The following is a 20449-nucleotide window of genomic DNA, read 5'->3' on the forward strand; positions in this document are numbered from 1 at the left end:
GGCGGCCGATGGCCGCCAGCGCATCGCGGGGCTCGTCGCCAGCCTTGATCGCATGTCCATCGTCACTCACTACCGGCGCCCGCTGTCGGGTCGCGATTTCCGGTTGCTCTGGTTCGGCTCGTCATTGTCGCTGGTGGGCGACGGGATGACGTTCGTCGCGCTGGCCTGGCTGGTGCTCGCCCAGCCCGGCGGCACCGCCAGGCTGGGGCTGCTGACCGTGTGCCACACCCTGCCCGTCTTCGTCGGCGGCCTGCTGGCCGGGCCGGTGCTCGACCGGTTCGACAAGCGGCACGTGCTCGCCGCCGACAGCGTGATCAGGGGAGCCGCGATGGCGGCCGTGCCCGTCATGGCGGCCGTGGGCGAGGTGCCTGAGGCGCTGCCGTATGTGGTGGCCGCGGTCTACGGGCTGTTCAAGATGGTGCCGCTGGCCGCGTTCCCGGCGGCCATCCCTGATCTGGTCCGTGAGGAGGACCGTGACGCGGCCAACGCGCTGGAGTCCCTGAGCTTCAGCCTGGCGGGCATGATCGGCCCGGCGCTCGGCGGCCTGCTGATCGCCGGGGTGGGGGCCGAGGCCGTCCTGGCCTTCGACGCGGTGTCGTACGCGGGGCTCGCCGCCTGCGCGCTCCTCGTACGCCGCCGACTCGCGCCCGCGCCGTCCAAGGAGGGGAGCACGCGGCCGGCCGGGCTGCTGCGCGATCGGGTGCTGGTGGTCACCACGGTGGCGTTCATGGCCTTCAACGTCGCCATGGGCATGCTGATGGTCGTCGGGCCGTGGCTGGCGAAGACGCAGCTGCCCGGCGGGCCGCAGGCGCTGGGATTCCTGCTCGCCGCCTTGTCGGCCGGTGAGCTGGTGGGCGCGGCGGTGGCGGGTGCCCGATCGCCGGGCTCCCGGCCGCTGCGGGCGATCGGGCTGGTCCAGGCCGTCGCGGCCATGGGTTTCCTCGCCGTGCTGGCCGCGCCGCACCTCGAAGGGGTCGCCGCCGGGTTCCTGGTCATCGGGATGTTCAGCGCGCCCATGACGGTGTGGGCCCAGACCGTGCGCATGGCCCGCATCCCCGCCGAGTGGCGGGGGCGCGGCTTCGCCTGGCTGCGTACGCTCATGCAGGCAACGCCGCCCCTCGGCGCCGCGCTGGTGACGCCGCTGCTCGACGCGGGCAGGCTCATGCCGGCCGCGCTGGTCATGACAGGGCTCGCGCTCGTGCCCGCCTGCCGGCTACTCCTCCACCGACCAGCGGCCGGTGAACAGCTCATCGCCCGGAGGTGACCCGGGCAGCGGGTCGTGCCCTGGCCGCAGGCCGTCGAGCGTGATCGCGATCAGCCGCCGACGGGCCTCGGCGGCGGCGGGCAGCAGGTCGTCCCTGCCCTGCCTGCGCAGCTGATCGACCACGGGGGAGCGGCCGAGCTGCTCGATGAGCAGGGAGATGTCGGTCGCGGTCACGTCGGTGCGCAGGTCGCCGGACGCGTGCGCACGGCGTACCAGCTCGTCGAGGAGCTCGTCGCCGCGACGGGACTTCGCGCTCATCTCCTCGGTCACCTCGATGGTGCCGGCGACGGGCGCGAGCGAGCCCTGCCCGAACTCGATGCAGCTGCGGACGAACCCCGTCAAACCCGCCCACGGGTCGGGAGCGGCCAGGCCCTGCTCGGCCGCCTCGTTCCAGTGATCGAGGGAAAACAGGCTGAGCCGCTGGAACAGCTCCTCCTTGGTCCGGTAGCGGCGGTAGAGGCTGCCGACGCCGACGCCCGCCCTGGCCGCGATGGCGGCGACGGACGCGTGGGCGCCGTCCTCCGCCAGCACGTCGCGGGCGGCCTGCAGCAATGCGCGGTCGTTGCGTTCCGCGCGGTCTTTTCGCGTGCTCATCGTCACGGATCCTAGCAGTTGCGGAGCGATTCACTCCGCAGTAACGTGCAGACCGGAGCGAATCGCTCCGCTAACTGAGGAGGAGCATCATGAACGCCGACATCGAGGCCATCGAGCGGCTCGTCCGCGACGCCGAGGAGCTGCAGGGCGACGTGGCCGGGTTCACGGGACTGCTGACCGAGGAGGTGGCGCTGGTCAACTTCACCGGCGTCCGGCTGCGCGGGCGCGACCAGGTCAAGGAGGTGATGTCCAAGGCGCTGAGCACGCCGCTGAAGGACGTGCTGACCAAGAACGAGCTGCTCGGCGTGACCTTCCTGCGGCCCGACGTGGCGCTGGCCCACCTGGTCAAGCACGTCAATGACGGGCGTACGGGGGCGCTGACGTTCGCGCTGGTCAAGGAGGACGGCGACTGGCGGATCGCGCTGGCGCAGACCACCCCGATGGTCGCGGGCTGAGCGCGTCAGGTCTCCGTGGCGGTGGCCGCCCGGTGGGCCTCGAGCGTCGGGCACGGCACGCACACCTGGTGGTCGCACCGCCGGCACGTGGTGTGCAGGCTGCGCCCGTCGCTGCCGTGGCTGCGCAGGATCGTCTCCAGGATGCCGGACAGCTGCTCGCGCTGGGTCTCGCTGAGCGGGGCGAGCAGCGCGGCGAGCGCCTCCTGCCGGGCGGCCAGCACGTCGCCGACCACCTTCCGGCCCTCCGGCGTGAGCGAGACGAGGACGCGGCGCCGGTCGGCGTCGTCGTCGCCCGCGCGGCGCGTCGCCCAGCCCGCCTCCTCCAGGCGGTTGACCAGCCGGGTGGTGCCCGAGTGGGTGAGGAACAACGCCCTGCTCAGCTCGTCGACGAACAGGTCTCCGAACGTGGCCAGCGCGACCAGCCCCGCCGCCAGCGACTCGGACTTACCGGGCAACGCGGTCTGCCAGGCGCGGCGGACGGCGTCCTCGGCCACCAGCGCGGAGGCGCCGTACAGGTTGACCGCTCGCTCCAGGCTCACCGTGCGAGTCTAACGACACGGGGAATCGCCCGTCAGCGCAGGAGCCGGCCGAGCCGTTTGCGGGTCTCGACGACCGGGGTCGTCTCCACGTGGGTGATGGCGGGCAGGGCGGCGACGCGTTCGGTGAGGTACCGGTACGCGTCGTGCGCGTCGGTGCAGAGCATCGTGGCGACCAGATTGGTCGGGCCGGTGGTGGCGGCGGCGAAGACCGTCTCCTCATGAGCGGCCAGGGCCGCGCCGGTGGCGGCCAGCTCGGCGGGCGGCACGGCGGCCCACAGCCGCAGGCCCGCGCGATAGCCGAGGTGGAAGAGGTCGAATTCGGCGTAGAAGTGCAGCGCGCCGGTGGCCTGGAGCTCGTCCATCCGCCGCCGCGCGGTGGACTGCGACCAGCCGGTGGCGGCGGCGAGCTCGGCGAGCCCGGTGCGGCCGTCGTGAGCGAGGACGTTCAGCAGCCGCAGGTCGTCGGCGTCGCAGTGCGGCAGGCCGGCGCCCGTCACCGCCTCGGGTCCGGGTCCGAGCTGATCCGCCTCCTCCGGCGTGAGAGCGTCGAGCAGCCGGACGCGTCCGGGGGAGCCGTAGTAGGTGTGCAGCAGCGCGTACGCGGTGATGTCCACGACCTGGCCGTGGCGGGGGAGACGTTCACGGAGAAGCCGCTCGCTCTCACCGGCGACGCGGGCGCGGACGACGCACTGCACCTCCGTGCCCCCGGAGACGAGCTGCACCCACGCCGTGTCGGGACGGCGGGCCAGCGCGGCGGCGATGCCGTGACCGGCACCTTGGAAGACCTGCCCGGCGCGTTGTCCGGCGCGTTGTCCGGCCCGTTGTCCGGCCCGTTGTCCGGCATCGACACGGTCTTCCTGATCTGGCCGTTCCTCACCACGGAAGGAGCGCCCGCCGTCGTGGAGACGATCGCCCGCCACACCCGCCGCCTGGTCTATCTGTCATCGATCGGCGTGGACGGCGACGAGGAACGCGACGACCCCATCTTCAGCATGCACGCCGGCATGGAACGCCTGATCGAGCAGTCCGGCCTGCCGAGCACCATCGTGCGGGTGGACACCATCGCCAGCAACACGCTGGGCTGGGCCGGCCAGATCCGGACCACTGGCGTGGTCCGCGGCCCGCTGACGGCGGCGACGGCGGTCATCGACCCGCGCGACGTCGCGGCCGTCGCCGCCCGCGCTCTCACTGATGACGCCCACACGGGCAGGACCTACCGCCTGACCGGCCCCCGGCCGATCAGCCGTCCGGAACAGGTGCGGGCGATCGGCGCGGCGATCGCTCGCGACCTGCGCTTCGAAGAGGTCCCCGTCGAGCGGGCACGGGCGCGGATGCTCGCTGACGGCCGCCCGCCCGCCCTGGTGAACGCCCTCCTGGCGGCGGCCGAGGTCCGCTCACCCTCGACCCTGGTCACCTCCACCGTCGAGGACCTCACCGGCCGACCGCCCCGCACGTTCCGCCAGTGGGCTCACGATCACCGCGACCTCTTCCGCTGAGCGGCCTCATGTTAGGGAGCCGCCCTGCGCGGTATGTGTGCTTGACGCACGCAAACAATGTGCATCGCCCGCGCATCTGGAGGAGCCCCCATGGCCAGAACATCCCGCCTGCTCACCAGGGAGGACCTGACGGGTGGTGCCTGCCAGGACTGGGTGAGGGAGGCGTACGAGGACTACCGGGCCGTGATCAGCGACCCGGGCTTCCCCTGCACCTTCGGCACCACCGCCGAGGCCCAGGGCCACATCCGCTACACCTGGGTGGCCGGCGAGCAGGACCTCGGCGTGCTGCCCCCGACCCTGACCGACTTCATCGCGCTCTCCCGCGCGCACCCGCGCCGCCGCCACCTGCTCATCGCCTTCTTCCCCGACACCGGCGAGCGCGACTTCGCCGCCCACGAGCGGCGCTTCTGGGAGACCCTGCGCCGGCTGCGCGCCCAGGACCCGGAGCCGTGGCCCGCGCACATCCCCAGCGACCCCGACCATCCGGAGTGGGAGTTCTGCTTCGCCGGCGACCCCATGTTCGTCTTTCCCTGCATCCCCGCCTACCGGCAGCGGCACAGCCGGCGCATGGGCGATCACTTCCTCATGTGCTTCCAGCCCAGAAGGGTGTTCTTCGGCACCAACCGCGACGACCCGGGCGGGGAGCGCATCCGGCAGCGCATCTACGAGCGGGTGGGGCGCTGGGACGACGTCCCGCCGCATCCCCAGCTGGTCGAGCTGGCCTATGGCGACACGGAGATGCGGGAGTGGAAGCAGTACGTGCTGCCGGACGCCAACGTCCCGCTCGTGGACCGCTGCCCGCTGCAGGAAGGGAGACCGTCGTGACCACGATCGCGGACCCCGGCACCGACTGCGGCCGGATCTTCGCCACCGGGCGCTGGCAGGACGCCTGGCTGGCCGGCGGGATGGAGGCGACCGCCGCCCACGTCCGGCTGCGGGCCGGCGACGTGCCGGTCACGCTGCAGCTCGTCACGGACTCGCCCCTGTGGCGCGGGTACGAGGGCGACGCGGACCTGCCGCCCGTGTGGGAGGGCCCGGTGGCGTACCTGTCCACCGTGTACGCCGTCGCCAACCCCCTCAACCAGGTGCCCGACGCGTCGGGGACGGTGGCACGCGCCCTGGAGATCGCCGGGGAGTGGGGCGCGGAGGCGCTGGTCGTCACCAACCTGGAGCCCGGCCCGGCATTGGAGTCCCTGCCACGGCCCGACGCGCTCGTCCGGCTCGACGCCACGTGCCGCGTCCGGCTGGCGGACGGCATGGACGGCTACCTCGACGGGCTGGCCACCTCCCACCGGGGCCGGCTGCGGCGCTACCACCGGCGCGGCGCGCAGGCCGGGCTGACCTACCACGACAGGAACCGCACCGAGGCCGGCCACGTGCTGGCCGCGTTCGCCCGGCTCACCCGCCAGTCCGCCGAGCGGCACGGCACCCCGCCGCTCTACAGCGAGGCGGCGCTGCGGGCGCTGCTGGAGGTGCCGGGCGCCCGGCTGCTCAGCGCCGATCTCGACGGGCGGCCGGCCGCCGGGCTGCTCTCCTTCGAGTGGGACGGCTGTCTGGTGCTGTGGGCGGCCGGGATCGACTACGCGCTGCTCAAGACCCATTTCCCGTACTATTTCCTGCTTTATGAGGCGATCGCGGCGGCCGCCGATCGCGGCTGCCGGTGGGTGGACTTCGGGCGCGGCAACCTGGAGTTCAAGCAGCGCCTCGGCTTCCAACCGGTCGATCTGTGGAGCCCGGTCTACCTGCTCGCCCGCAGAGCCGCCTACGCCGGACGGCTGGCCGAGATGCACCGCCGCGTCAGCGACTTCCTGGGCAGACCCGGATGAGCGGCCGGGCCGGCGTGCGGTTACGGCTGGTCGCGCTGCTCGGCGCCGTCGGCGTGGCGAACGTGGCGTACACCGTCCTGATCCCGTTCGTCCCGACGCTCAACACGGCCTTCCAGATGAGCGCGGTGCTCATCGGCGTCGCCTTCGCCGGCTTCGCCGCGGCCAAGGCGCTCTGCCAGCCGCTCGGCGGCTGGCTCGTGGACCGGATCGGCGGCAGGACCATCGCGATCGCCGGCCTGGCCGTCACCGCCGTGGCGACCGGGGCGCTGGCCTTGGCCACCACCTCCGGCCAGGTGGTGGCCTGCCGGTTCGTGTGGGGGATCGGGGAAGGGCTGGCCATGCCGGCCCTCTACCGGCTCACCGCGCAGCTCGGCACCGAGTCGGGGCACGGCTCCGACCGCACGCTGGGCTGGTTCGGGACCGCGGCGGTGGCCGGGATGACCGTGGGGCCCGGCCTCATCGCGGCGCTGTCCGGGGTGATCGACTTCCGGTCCGCGTTCGCGGGCGGCGCGGTGCTGACGGTGCTGGCCACCGTGCTGGTGGCGCTGGCGTTCCGCCGTACAGGACGGCCCGGACAGAGCCCGGTGAGCGGCGGCGCGTCGCGCGCGCCCGCCGAGCGGCTCTCCCGGCTGCCGCTGATCCCGCTCGTCGTCGTGCTCGGCCTGCTCGATCTGGCCAACAACGCGGTGTACGCGGCGCTGGAGCCGCTGTTCCCGCTGCACGGCACCGGGCCGCTCGGGGCGGGGGAGCGGGCGGTCTCGCTCAGCTTCTTCGCCGGGCTGGCCGTCTTCGCCGCCTTCTCCTGGGTGGGCGGCCGGGTCATGCGCCTGTCGCGCCGCTTCCCCCTGGCGGCCGCGGTCTTCGCCGTGCAGGCGGCGGCCCTGGCGGTGGCCTGGCTGACCGGCGCGTACGGGGTGTTCACCGCGGCCTTCATCGGGCTCATGGCGGTGCAGCCACTGGTCTACGTCAACATGCGGGCGGTCATCGGACGGCTCGGGGAGGGACGTCAGGGATGGGCGTTCGGCTGGTTCGGGCTGATCTCCGACCTCGGCTGGGTCGCGGGGCCGCTCGTGGCGACGGCCGCGTACCAGGTGTTCGGCGGCGGCAGCTTCGCGCTGCTCGCGGTGGTGGCGCTGGCCGCCTCGGCGCTGGGCGCGGCGGCCTTCCCCTGGCTGCGCGCGCCGTTCCTGCAGGACTCCGGGCCGCCTCCGGTGCGCGAGTCCACCTCCGCCTGAGCACGCGAGAACCGGGAGGACGGGCACCGTCCTCCCGGTCCCTCCCGGCCGTCGGCCCGTCAGGCGGGCTTCACCGCTTCGGCCAGGATGTAGTAGCCGAACCGGCTGAACGGCGGCGTCTCGTTCAGCGCCGTCTCCAGCCGCTCGACGATCGCGTAGATGCCGGGGTCGGCGAGGATCTGGTCGGCCATCCACGCCGCGACCACGCAGTTGCCGCGCAGCCGCGCGGGCCGCAGCCCGGCGTCGGAGAACAACTCCTCCAGCTCGTCCGGGGTGAAGCTGAACCAGGGGGCCTCCCGCTGCTCGCCGTCGCGGGTGCCGGTGAACACCAGGGTCTTGTTGTCGACGTCGGTGATGTCCACCGTCGCGAACCGGTCCGCCCGGGTGAGCTGCTCGAACGCGGCGTTCTTCACCCCGGTCAGGAGGCGTCCGCCGGGCCGCAACACCCGGGCGATCTCGGCGAACGCGGTCCCCCGCGCCTCCAGCGGGATGTGCATGAGCGCCAGCGTGCTCGTGACGACGTCGAAGCTGTCGTCCGGGTACGGCAGGTCGCACATGTCGCCCTGGTCGAACCGGATGTCGGCCCCTTCCTCCTCCGCCTTGCGCCGCGCGACGGCCAGCATCCCGTCGCAGAGGTCGAGCCCGACGACCTCCTTGGCCAGCGCCGCGAGAGGGAGGGTGAGCCGGCCGGTGCCGCAGCCGAGGTCGAGCACGGAGTCCTCGGGACCGACCCGGCCGAGAATGAAGTCGAGCTCGGTGTCGGTGAATCGGCGGTCGGCCGGAGTGAGGCCGGGAATGCGGTCGTCGTACTCGGCGGAGATGAATTCGTAAACCTGCCGGACGGCTTCTTTCGGCGGCGCGGTCCGGACATTGTACGGGCGATGCGCGGTTTGCGTCATGCGTTTTTCTCCGGAATTCTGATGCAGGATTCTGCGGACGTTTCATCCCCTGCTTGAGCAGGAGTTATAAGCGCATGCAAGAGCCTTGTCCCCGGTAGGGAAGGCTTGCGGAAAAGCTGCGCCCGGGCTGACTCGACCTCCTTTCCTGGATGGTGAGACAACTCCATACCCAGGAATCCCGGATAAAGCGCCGGGGCCTGATGATTTTTTACGCCCGGCACCCTTCATGGAAAGTCCAGTAAGGGCGCGATGCCTTTTACCTCGACTTCTTCACTTTCCGTGAGCGAAGTGGTGGGAAAAGCAGTTGGACCTTTCCGCCCGCCGGCGCGTCTTCTGGGCATGTACGAGAAGGAGACCGGCCGAATCAAGGTCGCCGTTCAGCCGAAGGAGCGGCCGGACGACGCCGAGGCGTTCAAGCGTGACCTGCGGCTCCCGCGGCCGGACGACCCGCGCGTCACGGTCGAGGTCACGCTCTCCGATCGGCCGGTCGGCGGCCGGACGCCGCAGTAGGCACCGGGGAGGCGCCCGACCGGACGATCTCCCGATACCGCCCTGGCGTGGTGCCGAACTCCCGCTCGAAGGCGTGCGAGAGCGCGTACGGGCTGCTGTAGCCGACGCGTTCGGCGATGGCCGCCAGCGTGTTCTTGGTGTCGCGCAGCAGCGAGGCGGCCCTGATCACCCGCCACCAGGTGAGGTACGCCATCGGCGGCCGCCCGACCAGGGCGGTGAACCGGCGCGCCAGCGTGGGACGGGAGACGCCCGCCTCGGCGGCCAGGCGGTCGATGGTCCACGGCGCGGCCGGCTGCGAGTGCATCGCCCGCAGCGCGGCGGCCGTCACCGGGTCGCCCAGCGCGCTGGGCCAGGCGCCGCTGGTGGTCTGGGTCATCCAGGCCCGGATCATGTAGACGAGGAGCAGGTCGAGCAGGTTCGGGAGCGCGATGTGGGAGCCGGGCCGCACCTCGTCCAGCTCGCCGGCGAGCAGGTCGATCGCGGCGCGCAGCTCCAGGTGGGTGCCCACGCGGCTGGGCAGGTGGACGACCTCGGGCAGTTCGGCCATCAGCGGATGCATGCGGCTGCAGTCGAGCCAGTATTTGCCGCAGAGCAGCTCCGTCGCGCCGTGCCGGCGCGGCTCCGCTGCGGCGAGCCATCGCTCGAACGACACCGCCTTCTCCGGGTCGCCGGGGGAGTCGGCGATCACGTGGCCGGTGCCGTGGGGCAGCAGCACCGCGTCGCCCACATTGAGGGATACGGCGGTGCCGCCGTCGGTGCGGAGCCAGCAGCCGCCCTTGAGGACGACGTGGAAGCCCGCGCCGTCGTACGGGTCCAGCCGCGCGCACCAGCTCCCGTCCAACCCCACCCGATCGAACCGCGGGTGCCCGAGATGAACGGCGGAGATCGCGTCACTGACCACGTCCATCCGTCCAGAATATCTCGCGTGATACGCATTCGTATTTTCTTGAGCCGAACAGGCATTGAGCGGATCACCCGCCGCTTCCTAAGGTCATTGACCATGACGAACGAGAACCCACAGCGCATCATCCTGGGCGACGTCGAGGTCATCCGGGTCCTCGAGTGGCACGCACCCTTCCTGCCCACCTCAGAGTTCTTCGCGAACGCCGACGACGAGGTGTGGAAGGCCAACGCGGACTGGCTGGCGCCCGACCACTGGGAGCCCGGCACCGGCCGCATGGTGAGCGCCCTGCAGAGCTGGGTGCTGCGCAGCGGCGGACGTACCGTGCTGGTCGACACCGGCGTGGGCCACGACCGCGAGCGGCCCGGCATGGGACCGTTCCACCGGGCCAGGAGCGAGTTCCTCGCCCTCCTGGAGCGGGCCGGGGTCCGGCCGCAGGACGTGGACGTCGTGGTCAACACCCATCTGCACGTCGACCACGTCGGCTGGAACACCGTGGACGCGGACGGGGAGTGGGCGCCGGCTTTTCCCAACGCCCAGTACCTCATCCCGGCCGCCGACGACTTCCACTACGGGCGGGACAACGCGTACGGCGGGGGCGTACAGGAAGCGGACCGCCTGCTCTACGAGGACAGCATCGCGCCCATCCACCGGGCAGGGCAGGCCGTGCTGTGGGACGGGTACCACCGCATCGACGACCACCTCACCCTGGAGTCCGCGCCCGGCCACACTCCCGGCTCGTCGGTGCTGCGGCTGGCCTCGGGCGGCGACCGCGCGGTCTTCGCCGGCGACCTGCTGCACAGCCCGGTCCAGATCCTCGACCCCTGCCTCAACAGCAACGCCTGCCTGAACCCCGCACAGGCCGAGGCCAGCCGCCACCGGATCCTCGCGCGGGCCGCCGACGAACGCGAACTCCTCATCCCCGCCCACTTCGGCGGCCCGGGCGCCCTGGAGGTCCAGCGCAACGGCGACGCCTTCGCCCTCGGCCCCTGGGCGACCACCTGAGGCCCCCGCCCCTGCCCTGAGGCATCGGCCTGGGGCGACCACCTGAGGCCCCCGCCCCTGAGGCGGCGGCCCGTGGCCTGAGGCATCGGCCCGTCGGCTACCTGCCCCTGGTTCGTCGGCCCGTGAACCGGCACGGGCCGGCGCCTCCCTCATCGCAACACCTCACGTTCTGGAGATCGTCCTTCATGACCCGCACCTCGAGCGCCCTCGTCCCGGTGCTCGCCTTCGTGGGCATCGTGGTCTCGGTGATGCAGACCCTGCTCATCCCGGTGCTCCATGACCTGCCGCGCCTGCTCGGCACCGGCCCGGACGACGCCACCTGGGTCATCACCTCGACCCTGCTCGCGGGCGCCGTCGCCACCCCGATCATGGGCCGCCTCGGCGACCTGCACGGCAAGCGCCGCATGCTGATCGTCAGCCTCGCGACGATGGTCGCCGGCGCCCTGATCAGCGCCCTCACGAGTGACCTGTACGTGATGATCGCCGGCCGCACCCTCCAGGGCGTCGTGATGAGCGCGGTGCCCCTCGGCCTCGGCCTGCTGCGCGACCTGCTGCCCCGCGAGCGGCGCGACCCGGCGATGGCGCTGCTGAGCTCGTCCATGGGCATCGGCAGCAGCCTCGCGCTGCCCGCCGCCGCGCTGGTCGCGCAGGTCGCCGACTGGCACGTGCTCTTCTACGGCTCCGCCGGGCTCGGCGCCCTCTGCGTCGTCCTCACCCTCCTCGCCGTCCCCGAGTCACGGGTACGCGCGCAGGGCACCTTCGACGTACGCGGCGCGGTGGGGCTGTCCGCCGGCCTCGTACTCCTCCTGCTGCCGATCAGTAAGGGCGGCGACTGGGGCTGGACCTCCGGCGTCACGCTCGGGCTGTTCGCCGCGGCGGCGGCCGTCCTCGTCCTGTGGGCGGTGATGGAGCTGCGGCTCCCCGCACCGCTGGTGAACCTGCGCATCTCGGCCCGTCCGGCGGCGCTCTTCACCAACCTGGCCTCGATCATGGTCGGCATGGCCTTCCTGGTCGTCTCGCTGGTCCTGCCCCAGCTCCTGCAGTTGCCGACGAGCACCGGTCACGGGCTCGGGCAGTCCATGGTGGTGGCCGGACTGTGCATGGCCCCGCTCGGTCTGGCCATGATGCTCACGACCCCCCTCTACGCCCGGCTGTCCCGGACGCCCAAGGCCGCCCTGATCCTCGGCATGCTCATCATCGCGTCCGGCTACGTCGCGGGGCTCGGGCTGATGAGCGCCGCCTGGCAGAGCCTCGTCGTCACCGCGATCCTGGGCGTGGGCACCGGCCTCGCCTACTCCTCGCTCCCCGCCCTGATCGCCTCGGCCACCCCCGCCGCGGAGACGGGTGCGGCGAACGCGCTCAACACGCTGATGCGGATGATCGGCTCGTCGATCGGCAGCGCGGTCATCGGTACGGTGCTCGCCGGCACCGCGTACCAGCTGGGCGGCGTCACCGTCCCCAGCCTGGCCGGTTTCCGCGCCTCCTTCCTGATCGCGGCGGGCGCTATGGCGATCGGCATGCTCACCGCGCTGTTCCTGCCGCGCCCGCGTCCCCGGCCCGGCGTCGAGAGGAACGCCGAGCCGGAGCCGGTGAGCTGCCGGCCCTGATCGGCGGGCCTGGCGGAAGGCCTCCTCGTCCTCGGTCAGCTGCATGAAGGCGATGGGACGTGAGCCGCACCGGCACCTGTCAGGGGTAGGGCGTTCCCTACCTCAAGTAGGGGGAGCGCGGGCATGATCCGGGCCGGTCGCACGGTGAAGACTCCAGGGGTACGCACGCATCTGAGGAGGCCGCCATGACCGTCACCGAGCTCCGCACCACCCCCGCCACACCCGCCACCCCTCCGCCCGTCCTCCGCACCGCCGCCACGCTGTGGCTGGCAGCGGTGGCGTTCGGCGCTTTAGAGGCCGCGCTCATGGCCGTCACGATGCTGTACGACGGCGTCCAGGTGACCGATCTGCTGCCGGGCATGGGGTTCCGGGTGGCCGTGTTCGCGGGGGCGACGTTCCTGGCGCTGCGGTTGCGGCGCGGCGCGAACTGGGCGCGCTGGGCCCTCGCCGTCACCCTTGGCGTGTTCGGCACGATCTCGCTGGTCAAGGAGCCGATCGAGTACGTGCTTGCGGGCGGCTCGATCGTCGAAGCCATGGCCGGTCTGGACGCGGTGGGCTGGGTCTTCGCCACGAGCCGTGTCCTGCACGTGCTGTCCGTGTTCGGGGCGCTGACCCTGATGTTCCAGCCCCGGGCCAACGCCTACTTCAAGGCATGAGCCGGTCTCGACCAGGTGAGGGCGGCGGCCAGGCAGCGCGGCCAGGAACGGGCCGCACAGGTGGGCGACGTACTGGTAGGCGATGAGAACGTCCGCGTACGGCGAGACCGGCGTCAGGCCCCGGATGTCCGGGTCGTACTCCCGCCTGATGGTGCGCGAACCGGTCGCCGGGCAGCAGGTTGAGCGAGGCCCCTGGTGCCCGGACGTCCTCGGAGGCCGCGTCCACCTTCGTGCCGTTCGGGCACAGGCGGGCGAGGCCGGGCGGCGGCTGGATGCGGGCGCAGCCGGCGAACGTCATGGTGCGGGCCCACCGGGCGACGCCGTCCGCGCCGCTGATCGCGAACCGGCCGTGGTACTGGGCATACCAGCCGGCGTAGCCGGCCAGGGGCAGCGCACCCGCCAGTGCCAGCGCCCCCACCGGCCGCCACCCCACCCGCCGCACCGCCAGCACCAGCACGACGAGCAGCAGCGGCAGCGCGATCGTCCTGGTCAGCTGTCGGCGAGCACGGTGCATCCGATCGTGTGGGGGCATGCCGAGGAGAACGCACGGCGGCCGGAGAGCCGTGCGATGGGGAGGGGGGCAGCGGCCGGCCGTACGGCGGTCGTCGGGGGGCCGTGTGGCCGGGGAGGGGTCAGCAGCCGGCCGGCTGCGGGCGCTCGTCGCCGGGCTTGTCGGCGACGAGCAGGAGGGCCTGGCCGTCGGCGCTCATGACGCCGTCCAGCACGTACCAGTCGTCCGGAGGCGTGAAGCTGCGCTGCCGGCTGTGGGCGGTGTACGACGGGGTGACGCCGCGCTCGCGCAGCAGGGCCGTGACCTCGGCGACGGTCCGGTTGGCGTAGTCCACGCAGTGCAGGGGCGCGCCGGGCATGGCGATCCCGGTCGGCATCGCGTACCGCTCCCCGGGTGCGGCCCGGCGGCCGAGGATGACGCGCGCGCTCTTGTCGAAGCCGACCGGCACCTTGAGACCGACGGGGCAACCGCCGGGCCGCTCGCACGGCCCGGGACCGTCGATGGGCTTGATCGGCCCCTCGGCGGGCACCGGCTCGCCCGACCGCAGCCGGTCCATGTCGTTGATCACGAACAGCTGCCCGGCCTGGGTCGGGGAGGTGGCCGCCAGCGTGAGCGTGATGTTGATCCCCCTGGCCCGCAGCTCCCGCTCGTACACCGCGGGCTCGGCCGCCAGGTCCTTGACCGTGATCACGTAGTGGTCGTCCACCAGCTTGATGTCCAGCGCGGCCGACGCCGGCGCCTGCGCGACGCCGAACGACATCAGCGCGGTCAGCGTGGCCAGCACCGGCACGGCCGCCCACCTGCGCAACCTCGGGACGCTCGGCCGACGGCGCGCGGCGACGGGCACGGAGGTGACCTCGTCCAGCAGCTCCCTGCCGATCGGCGTCAGGCCGGGACCGGGGTCGGGTGCGATGCCGGCCACCAGGCGGTCGATCTCGTGCATCACAGAGCTCCCTTCGTCATCGCGACGGCACGCAGGCCGATGCGGGTCACGTCCACGCCTCTCGCCGCCAGCTGCTTGGCCAGCCGTTTCCTGGCCCGGTGCAGCCGCAACCGGGCATTGCCGCGCGTACAGCCGAGCACGGCGGCGATCTCGTCGGCGCTCAGCCCCTCCCACCCGGCCAGCGCGAGAATCTCCCGGTCGCCCGGGCTCAGCCGGCCGAACGCCTCCCGCACGCCGCGCAGCTCGTCGCCGGGCTGCGCGGACTCCGCCGCCCATAACGCGAGCTGCTGCCCGAGCCGCTCGACCAGCTCACTCCGGCGCGACTCGGCCCGACGGCCGTTGGCCAGCACCCGGCGGGCCACCCCGAACAACCACAGGCGCGCGTCCCGCCCTTCGGGAACGTCGTCGAAGCGCCGCCAGGCGGTGGCGAACGTCTCGGCGAGCGCGTCGGCGGCGTCCTCAGGGGACTCGGTACGCCGCCGTACGTAGGCGAGGATGTCGGCGTAATGAGCAACGTAGATCACCTCGAAGCGCTGCTTACGGTCCACGTTGCCTGCCTTCTTCCGTACGAGTCCGACACCGGGTACTTGTCCGGACTCGCCCGATGGTTTCACCCCGATCGTGCGAGTATCGGCCGATGCTGACTGAAGAGCTGGTGGTCGACGCACGCCTGCCCGTCGGGCCGGTGATCTCGCCGGACGGGCGCCGGGTGGCCTACGGCGTGACGCCCGGCAGGACCATCCGGGTGGTGGGCGTGGACGGGGACGCACCACCGAGGGAGCTGGGCCAAGGGATCGACCCGAAGTGGTCGCCTGATTCGCGGTACGTCTACTTCCGGACGGAAGGTCAGCTGCATCGGGAGCGGGTCGAAGGCGGCGACCGAAGATCGTGGAAAGGCGAGGCGGCCGCGTACCTGCCGCTCGCCGACCACCGCACCGTGGCCGTGCTGTCGCAGGACGCCGGTGAGAGCGACCCGTGGGTGTGGAGCGAGGCCGCGGGCCGGCACCGGCTGCGGCTGCTCGACGTGCGGAGTGGCGAGGTTCACACGCCGGAGGTCTTCCAGGGGCGGCATGTGGCCGAGGTGGCCGAGCGGCCCGGGGGCGGCATGCTCGCCGTACTCACGCAGAAGTCGCCCGACACCGGCGACCTGACGCCGCGCCTGCACCTGTTCGACCCGGCCACCGGGGAGACGCGGGAGCTGGGCGCGGCCGCCGTGCCGGCGGGATCGCTCACCTGGTGGGCGGCGGTGGACGGGTGGCACGTCGCCTACGTCGCGACGACGCCACCCGGCCTCGTCGGCGGGAACGCCGTCCTCGACGTCGCGTTGACGGACGGGAAGCACCGGAACCTCACCGAAGGTCTGCCGTTCTGCCCGCTCACCCTGAACTCAGGCGGGCTGGCGCTGGTCGCGGACGGGCTGGACGCGGCGATCCACCGCCTCGACCCGGTCACGCGAAGGCTCGTCGAAATCCTGCGGTTGACGGGGCAGGCGTTCTGGCTGACGGCCGACGCGGACGGCGCGACGGTCGCGGTGGCCAGGAGCGAGGCGTACGAGCCACGATCGGTCTTCGCGGGGCCCGTTCAAGGCCCGCTGGTACGGCGCACCGGCACCGCGCCCGAGCTGCGCGCGATCGAGTGGGGCGCTCAGGAACGCCTGTCCTACCGGGGGCCCGACGGGCTGGAGCTGGACGGCCTGCTCGTCCTGCCACCTGGCAAGTCCCGGGATGACGGCCCGTTCTCCCTGGTCACGTTCGCGCACGGCGGCCCGTACGGACGCTGGGCCGACCAGTTGCTCCTGCAGTATCACGAGCCCGCGCAGTGGCTGGCCGCCGACGGCCACGCCGTCTTCCTGCCCAATCCCCGGGGCGGCCAGGGCCACGGTCACGCCTTCGCGGTGAACGGCACGGTCGGCCGCGAGGAGTGGCAGGACGTGATCACCGGCATCGACCTGCTGATCGAGCAGGGAATCGCCGACCCGGACAGGCGGAGTTCCTGCACCGGGCGCTACGCAGGTTCGGCGTCGAGCACGAGTTCGTGGTGTACCCGCGCGAGGGCCACGCCATCGCCGAACGCAACCACCGCATCGACCTGCTCCGCCGTACCAGGTCGTGGTTCCGCCGCCTGCGGTGAGGCGCTCACACCGTCGCCTCGGTCATTGCGATCATGCACGGATTACATATCGGCCGTCGAAGTATTGTCAGGCGGGCTGGCCCAGGGGGCGGATGGTCAGGGTGTTGAGGTCGACGCCGGGCGGCTGGTCGAGGGCGAAGCAGACGGCTTCGGCGATGGGCTGGGGTGGCAGGGCGAAGGGCGGGACGTCGGCGCCGCCCCAGAACGGGGTGTTGATCATGCCGGGGTTGACGAGGGTGACGCCGACGCCGCGGGACGTGGCGAGCAGGCGCAGGTTCTCGGCGAGCCCGGTCGTGGCCCACTTGGTGGCGGAGTAGAGGTTGCCGGGGGAGTTCTTCACGCCGGCGACGCTGCCGATGAGCACCAGGCGCCCGCCACCGGCCTCGAGGTGGGGGAGGGCGGCATGCGCGAGCAGGGCGGGGCCGAGGACGTTGGTGAGCACCATCGGCGCCCACGACGCCGGGTCGCCGGCTCCGATGGAGTCGCCGGACATGAACCCGGCGTTGGCCACGGCCGCGTCGAGGGCCCCGAAGCGCGCCACGGTTCGGGTGACGGCCGACTCGGTGTCCGCCCAGTCCGCCGCGTCCGCGACGAGACCGAGCAGCCGGTCGGCGTGGCCCGCCTCGTCGAGGAACGTCTTCAGCTTGCTCTCGTCGCGGCCGGTGACGGCCACGCGGTGGCCGCGGTCGAGGAGCGAGCGCGCGGTGCGGGCGCCGATGCCGCTGGTGGCGCCGGTGATCAGTACGGTCTTGCCGGTCATGGTCAGGACTCCTTGAGGTGAGGAAGACACCTTCATGGAAGCGGCGCCGTCCGAGCGGGCCAAGGTCGCCTTTATGGGGGGTACGAACGCAACCTCCCTGACGGCCGCACCGCGGTTACGGTGGAGGCATGGAGGCCCCCGCCGACAACCGGTCGGACATCCGCGATTTCCTCGTCAGCCGGCGCGCCAAGCTCGCCCCGGAGCGGGTCGGGCTGCCCACCGGCGGGCGCAGGCGGGTTCCCGGGCTCCGGCGCGAGGAGGTCGCGGTGCTCGCCGGCGTGAGCACCGAGTGGTACACCCGGCTGGAGAAGGGCCACATCGGCGGCGTCTCCGAGAGCGTGCTGGAGGCGGTCGCGCAGGCGTTGCGGCTCGACGAGGACGAGCGCACGTACCTGCTCGATCTGGCCAGGGCGGCCCGCCTAGCCGGCCGCAGGCCGCGGCGCCGCAAGGACGTCACGCTCCCGCCCTCCGTCCAGTGGATGGTGGACTCCATGACCATGGCCCCGGCCTTCGTCCGCAACGGGCGGCTGGACATCGTCGCGAGCAACGCGCTGTGCAGGGCCGTGTACGCGCCCATGTTCGCCAGCGGCACCACCGCCGACCGGGGCCGCGCCAACTTCGCCCGCTACTTCTTCCTCGATCCCGGCTCGCAGGACTTCTTCGTCGACTGGGAGGACGGTGCCAGGGCCACGGTCGCGGTGCTTCGCGCCGAAGCGGGACGCGAACCCCACGACCAGGCCCTGCGCGAGCTCGTCGGCGAGCTGTCCACGCTCAGCCCCGGCTTCCGCGCGATGTGGGCCGGTCACGACGTCCGCATCCGTCACGAAGGCGACAAGCGGCTGGACCATCCCGAGGCCGGCCGCCTGGAGATGACGTTCCGGCACCTGGACCTGCCGCTGCCGCAACGGGCCGTCCACGACCTGATCATCTACACGACCGAGCCCGGCACCCCCACCGAGGAACGCCTCAAGCTCCTCGCGAGCTGGACCGCGTCCGCCGGCCACCGATGATTCCGTTTCTCCCTCCCCGACCACCTTCCTCTGAAGACACCCTCTTGATCCTTTCTGCCGGGAGGAACAGCCCGTCGTCGTAACCTGAGAATCGGAACAGCGGTGCATGGCGAGATCCGGCCTGGAGCTGTCTCACGAGGTGAGGACATGGACGACCGCACCAGCGCATCGACCCGTACCGTCGCGACCCCCTCGCTCACCTCGCCGGCCGGCCGCGCCATCGCCGGGCGCGCCCTGACCTTGGAGCGCGCCGATCTCCTGCCCGAAGCACCCGACCACCTGCATCCCGACTACGGCGGCCTGGTGGTGTGCGGCGCCGGCTCCTCGACCCGGCTGAACGCGCTGCGCCGCACCTTCACCGGAGTGCTGGCCGAAGATCGGGCCGCCTACGAGAAAGAGGTCGCCACCCCTGACGCGCCGTTCCGCCTGCCGGAGGACGCCCTGTTCGGCGGTGACCTGGACAGCGCGCTTCAGGAGCAGCTCGACAACGGGGCATCCTTCGCCATCACCCCGACCCGCTACATCAGGGCCGGCGATCCCGCGCCCTTGGACGCCGTGGTGAGGCAGGTCAAGGCACTGCGGCGCGGCGACGTCGTGGTGACGCTCGCCGTCTCGATCGACTGGCTGCGGCCAGAGACGCGCCCCACGCTGGTGGCCGCGATCCGCGCGATGGAGCACCCCGTCGCGCTCGTCCTCGGCGGGCAGTACGACCCGCTGCAGCAGTTCGCGGCCGCCCCGCAGCAGCTTCGCCGGCTGCTGGCCGAGGTGCCGGGCACCGGGCTGTGGCGTACCGACCTGGCCGGGTTCGACGCGCTCGCCCACGGCGCCGGCTTCGCCGGCATCGGCGCGGGCGGCTCCTTGCGGCACCTCGTGCCCGCCGGTGAAGCCGCCGAGACCTCCGGCGGCGGAGCGATCTATCCGTCGGTGCTCATGCCCGAGCTGCTGCGCTTCAGCAGCGCCAAGTTCATCGCCGATCTCTATGCCAACACCGTCCCGCCCACCTGCACGTGCAGCCGGTGCCAGGGCAGACCGCTGGACGGCTTCCTCGGCCTCACGAACGCCACGAAGGCGGCGGCGCACGCGCACAACAGCGCCACCTGGAACGCGTGGCTACCTGAGCTGCTGGAACAACCCACCCCCGCCGACCGGCAGATCTGGTGGCGCGCCCGGTGCAAGCAGGCCGTGCAGGCACACGAACTGGAGAACGCCCGCCTCAAGCAGCCCCATCGCCTCAAACCGCCCAAGTCATTGGAGAAGTGGGCCGGCCTGCCGCTCGGCACCGATGATCAGCCGGTCATGACTCCGCAGGCGACGGAGTGATCTGCCGGTAGGCCTGCTCCAGGAACAGCCACCCCGCGGCGGTGCGTCGGCGGCGTTCGAAGGGCGCTGGTGGCACGAGCACGCACGATTCGCCTTCGGCGTCGACGATCACGCCGATGCCGTAGAAGTCGGCTTCCATCCGTACCACGTCGAGATCACGCGGCGGCTTGGGGAGCAGCATCGCGCGGGAACAGAACGGCGCGAACCGGCCCGCCCGCTCCAGCCCCGCACGCCACGATCGGGCCGGCACCACCGCCAGACGCGCCTCGATCGGTGCCACCGCCAACCGGGTGACCCGGCCCCGGTCCACCTGGATCGCGCCGCTCGGCAGCAGGTCGAGCGCGGCCCTGTCGATGACCGACGGCGGCATCGGCGCGTTCACCGGCAGATCCGACAGCACGCGCAACGCGTCCGGTGACGTGATGGCCCCCAGCCCGCAGCGCCGCCGCCGGTCGAGCTCGGCCTGGACGGGCTCGTAGTGCAGCACGACCGAGGCGCCCTGCAGGACCACGCGCGACGAGGAAGCCCGGCTCAGGGCGAGGCCCGGTGCGTCGGCGACGGCCTGGGGAAGTCCCGTCACGTCTCCACCTTCTTCGGCTCGCCGGCAGCGTACTCACGGCATGGCACCCGCCGTCGGCACCGCACACCCGTGACGACGCACGAGCATACGCTCGCCTGTCGCTCAGTCCTGGAAGGTCAGTGAGGAGTCATCGGGGAGGGGTCATCGGGGAGGAGCGGGACGAGCGGCGTCCCGTGCGTAAGCACGACAAAGCTGGAATATCGCTTTC

Annotated in this window: 23 protein-coding genes and 1 pseudogene; 14 read left to right on the top strand and 10 right to left on the bottom strand. The window is 72.3% G+C overall.

Annotation, left to right across the window (positions count from 1 at the left end; all coding sequences use genetic code 11):
• Positions 1-52 precede the first annotated feature (52 nt).
• Complete coding sequence (locus AB0K12_RS37510) at positions 53-1264, top strand: MFS transporter (RefSeq protein WP_364572006.1); 1212 nt, start codon at positions 53-55, stop codon at positions 1262-1264.
• Here the strand turns inward: AB0K12_RS37510 and AB0K12_RS37515 are convergent.
• Complete coding sequence (locus AB0K12_RS37515; protein WP_364572008.1) at positions 1214-1858, bottom strand: TetR/AcrR family transcriptional regulator; 645 nt, start codon at positions 1856-1858, stop codon at positions 1214-1216. The two genes, AB0K12_RS37510 and AB0K12_RS37515, sit on opposite strands and share 51 nt — an antisense overlap.
• 89 nt (positions 1859-1947) lie before the next feature.
• Here AB0K12_RS37515 and AB0K12_RS37520 point away from each other — a divergent pair, with 89 nt between their 5' ends.
• Positions 1948-2313 carry an SgcJ/EcaC family oxidoreductase gene (locus AB0K12_RS37520; protein ID WP_364572010.1) on the top strand — a complete coding sequence of 122 codons (366 nt, stop codon included), beginning with the start codon at positions 1948-1950 and terminating at the stop codon, positions 2311-2313.
• Positions 2314-2318: 5 nt separating this feature from the next.
• On the opposite strand, the gene AB0K12_RS37525 is transcribed toward AB0K12_RS37520, so the two are convergent.
• Positions 2319-2852 (bottom strand): MarR family transcriptional regulator, encoded by a 534-nt coding sequence (locus tag AB0K12_RS37525; RefSeq protein WP_364572012.1) that lies wholly within the window; start codon positions 2850-2852, stop codon positions 2319-2321.
• Positions 2853-2884: 32 nt separating this feature from the next.
• Entirely contained in the window at positions 2885-3466 is a 582-nt protein-coding gene (locus tag AB0K12_RS37530) for an Lrp/AsnC family transcriptional regulator (protein ID WP_364572014.1), read from the bottom strand.
• On the opposite strand from AB0K12_RS37530, the gene AB0K12_RS37535 reads away from it, so the two are divergent.
• The 4 genes from AB0K12_RS37535 to AB0K12_RS37550 all read left to right on the top strand — a co-directional run bounded on the left by AB0K12_RS37535 (position 3437) and on the right by AB0K12_RS37550 (position 7409).
• On the top strand, positions 3437-4348 hold the full coding sequence (locus tag AB0K12_RS37535; RefSeq protein ID WP_364572016.1) for an NAD(P)H-binding protein: 912 nt from the start codon (positions 3437-3439) through the stop codon (positions 4346-4348). The genes AB0K12_RS37530 and AB0K12_RS37535 overlap by 30 nt on opposite strands.
• Before the next feature lie 90 nt (positions 4349-4438).
• Positions 4439-5173 carry a YqcI/YcgG family protein gene (locus AB0K12_RS37540; RefSeq protein ID WP_364572018.1) on the top strand — a complete coding sequence of 245 codons (735 nt, stop codon included), beginning with the start codon at positions 4439-4441 and terminating at the stop codon, positions 5171-5173.
• Positions 5170-6174, top strand: coding sequence for a GNAT family N-acetyltransferase (locus AB0K12_RS37545; RefSeq protein ID WP_364572020.1), 1005 nt, complete (start codon positions 5170-5172; stop codon positions 6172-6174). Before AB0K12_RS37540 ends, AB0K12_RS37545 begins: the two co-directional genes overlap by 4 nt.
• Positions 6171-7409 carry an MFS transporter gene (locus AB0K12_RS37550; protein WP_364572022.1) on the top strand — a complete coding sequence of 413 codons (1239 nt, stop codon included), beginning with the start codon at positions 6171-6173 and terminating at the stop codon, positions 7407-7409. Before AB0K12_RS37545 ends, AB0K12_RS37550 begins: the two co-directional genes overlap by 4 nt.
• A gap of 59 nt (positions 7410-7468) precedes the next feature.
• On the opposite strand, the gene AB0K12_RS37555 is transcribed toward AB0K12_RS37550, so the two are convergent.
• The gene (locus AB0K12_RS37555; RefSeq protein WP_364572024.1) at positions 7469-8308 is read right to left on the bottom strand and encodes a methyltransferase domain-containing protein; all 840 of its coding nucleotides are present in this window, start codon (positions 8306-8308) and stop codon (positions 7469-7471) included.
• A 339-nt stretch (positions 8309-8647) separates the two neighbouring features.
• Between AB0K12_RS37555 and AB0K12_RS37560 the strand changes: the two genes are divergently transcribed.
• Entirely contained in the window at positions 8648-8818 is a 171-nt protein-coding gene (locus AB0K12_RS37560) for a hypothetical protein (protein WP_364572026.1), read from the top strand.
• Here the strand turns inward: AB0K12_RS37560 and AB0K12_RS37565 are convergent.
• Positions 8775-9725, bottom strand: coding sequence for an AraC family transcriptional regulator (locus AB0K12_RS37565; RefSeq protein WP_364572028.1), 951 nt, complete (start codon positions 9723-9725; stop codon positions 8775-8777). The two genes, AB0K12_RS37560 and AB0K12_RS37565, sit on opposite strands and share 44 nt — an antisense overlap.
• Before the next feature lie 93 nt (positions 9726-9818).
• Here AB0K12_RS37565 and AB0K12_RS37570 point away from each other — a divergent pair, with 93 nt between their 5' ends.
• From AB0K12_RS37570 to AB0K12_RS37580, 3 genes are all read left to right on the top strand, one after another.
• Positions 9819-10724 (top strand): MBL fold metallo-hydrolase, encoded by a 906-nt coding sequence (locus AB0K12_RS37570; RefSeq protein WP_364572030.1) that lies wholly within the window; start codon positions 9819-9821, stop codon positions 10722-10724.
• 185 nt (positions 10725-10909) lie between these two features.
• The gene (locus tag AB0K12_RS37575; RefSeq protein ID WP_364572032.1) at positions 10910-12331 is read left to right on the top strand and encodes an MFS transporter; all 1422 of its coding nucleotides are present in this window, start codon (positions 10910-10912) and stop codon (positions 12329-12331) included.
• A 185-nt stretch (positions 12332-12516) separates the two neighbouring features.
• Entirely contained in the window at positions 12517-12987 is a 471-nt protein-coding gene (locus AB0K12_RS37580) for a hypothetical protein (protein ID WP_364572034.1), read from the top strand.
• Here AB0K12_RS37580 and AB0K12_RS37585 read toward each other — a convergent pair.
• The 3 genes from AB0K12_RS37585 to AB0K12_RS37595 all read right to left on the bottom strand — a co-directional run bounded on the left by AB0K12_RS37585 (position 12977) and on the right by AB0K12_RS37595 (position 14989).
• On the bottom strand, positions 12977-13519 hold the full coding sequence (locus AB0K12_RS37585) for a hypothetical protein (RefSeq protein WP_364572036.1): 543 nt from the start codon (positions 13517-13519) through the stop codon (positions 12977-12979). The two genes, AB0K12_RS37580 and AB0K12_RS37585, sit on opposite strands and share 11 nt — an antisense overlap.
• A gap of 100 nt (positions 13520-13619) precedes the next feature.
• Positions 13620-14441: a hypothetical protein gene (locus AB0K12_RS37590; RefSeq protein ID WP_364572038.1), complete on the bottom strand. Its 822-nt coding sequence runs from the start codon at positions 14439-14441 to the stop codon at positions 13620-13622.
• The gene (locus AB0K12_RS37595) at positions 14441-14989 is read right to left on the bottom strand and encodes an RNA polymerase sigma factor (protein WP_364572040.1); all 549 of its coding nucleotides are present in this window, start codon (positions 14987-14989) and stop codon (positions 14441-14443) included. The genes AB0K12_RS37590 and AB0K12_RS37595 overlap by 1 nt, the downstream gene beginning before the upstream one ends.
• A 1301-nt stretch (positions 14990-16290) precedes the next feature.
• Between AB0K12_RS37595 and AB0K12_RS37600 the strand changes: the two are divergent.
• Positions 16291-16355: pseudogene (locus AB0K12_RS37600) on the top strand (hypothetical protein); the annotation flags it as partial.
• A gap of 120 nt (positions 16356-16475) precedes the next feature.
• On the top strand, positions 16476-16571 hold the full coding sequence (locus AB0K12_RS37605) for a hypothetical protein (protein ID WP_364572043.1): 96 nt from the start codon (positions 16476-16478) through the stop codon (positions 16569-16571).
• Between the two features lie 67 nt (positions 16572-16638).
• Here AB0K12_RS37605 and AB0K12_RS37610 read toward each other — a convergent pair whose 3' ends face one another.
• Positions 16639-17331 (bottom strand): SDR family oxidoreductase, encoded by a 693-nt coding sequence (locus AB0K12_RS37610; RefSeq protein ID WP_364572045.1) that lies wholly within the window; start codon positions 17329-17331, stop codon positions 16639-16641.
• Between the two features lie 128 nt (positions 17332-17459).
• On the opposite strand from AB0K12_RS37610, the gene AB0K12_RS37615 reads away from it, so the two are divergent.
• Both AB0K12_RS37615 and AB0K12_RS37620 read left to right on the top strand, forming a co-directional pair.
• On the top strand, positions 17460-18341 hold the full coding sequence (locus tag AB0K12_RS37615; RefSeq protein ID WP_364572047.1) for a helix-turn-helix transcriptional regulator: 882 nt from the start codon (positions 17460-17462) through the stop codon (positions 18339-18341).
• Between the two features lie 147 nt (positions 18342-18488).
• Positions 18489-19661, top strand: coding sequence for a hypothetical protein (locus AB0K12_RS37620; protein ID WP_364572049.1), 1173 nt, complete (start codon positions 18489-18491; stop codon positions 19659-19661).
• Here the strand turns inward: AB0K12_RS37620 and AB0K12_RS37625 are convergent.
• Entirely contained in the window at positions 19636-20241 is a 606-nt protein-coding gene (locus tag AB0K12_RS37625; RefSeq protein ID WP_364572051.1) for a hypothetical protein, read from the bottom strand. The two genes, AB0K12_RS37620 and AB0K12_RS37625, sit on opposite strands and share 26 nt — an antisense overlap.
• Between the last annotated feature and the right edge of the window lie 208 nt (positions 20242-20449).

The organism is Nonomuraea sp. NPDC049419, assembly GCF_040676995.1.
Classification (GTDB): domain Bacteria; phylum Actinomycetota; class Actinomycetes; order Streptosporangiales; family Streptosporangiaceae; genus Nonomuraea; species Nonomuraea salmonea.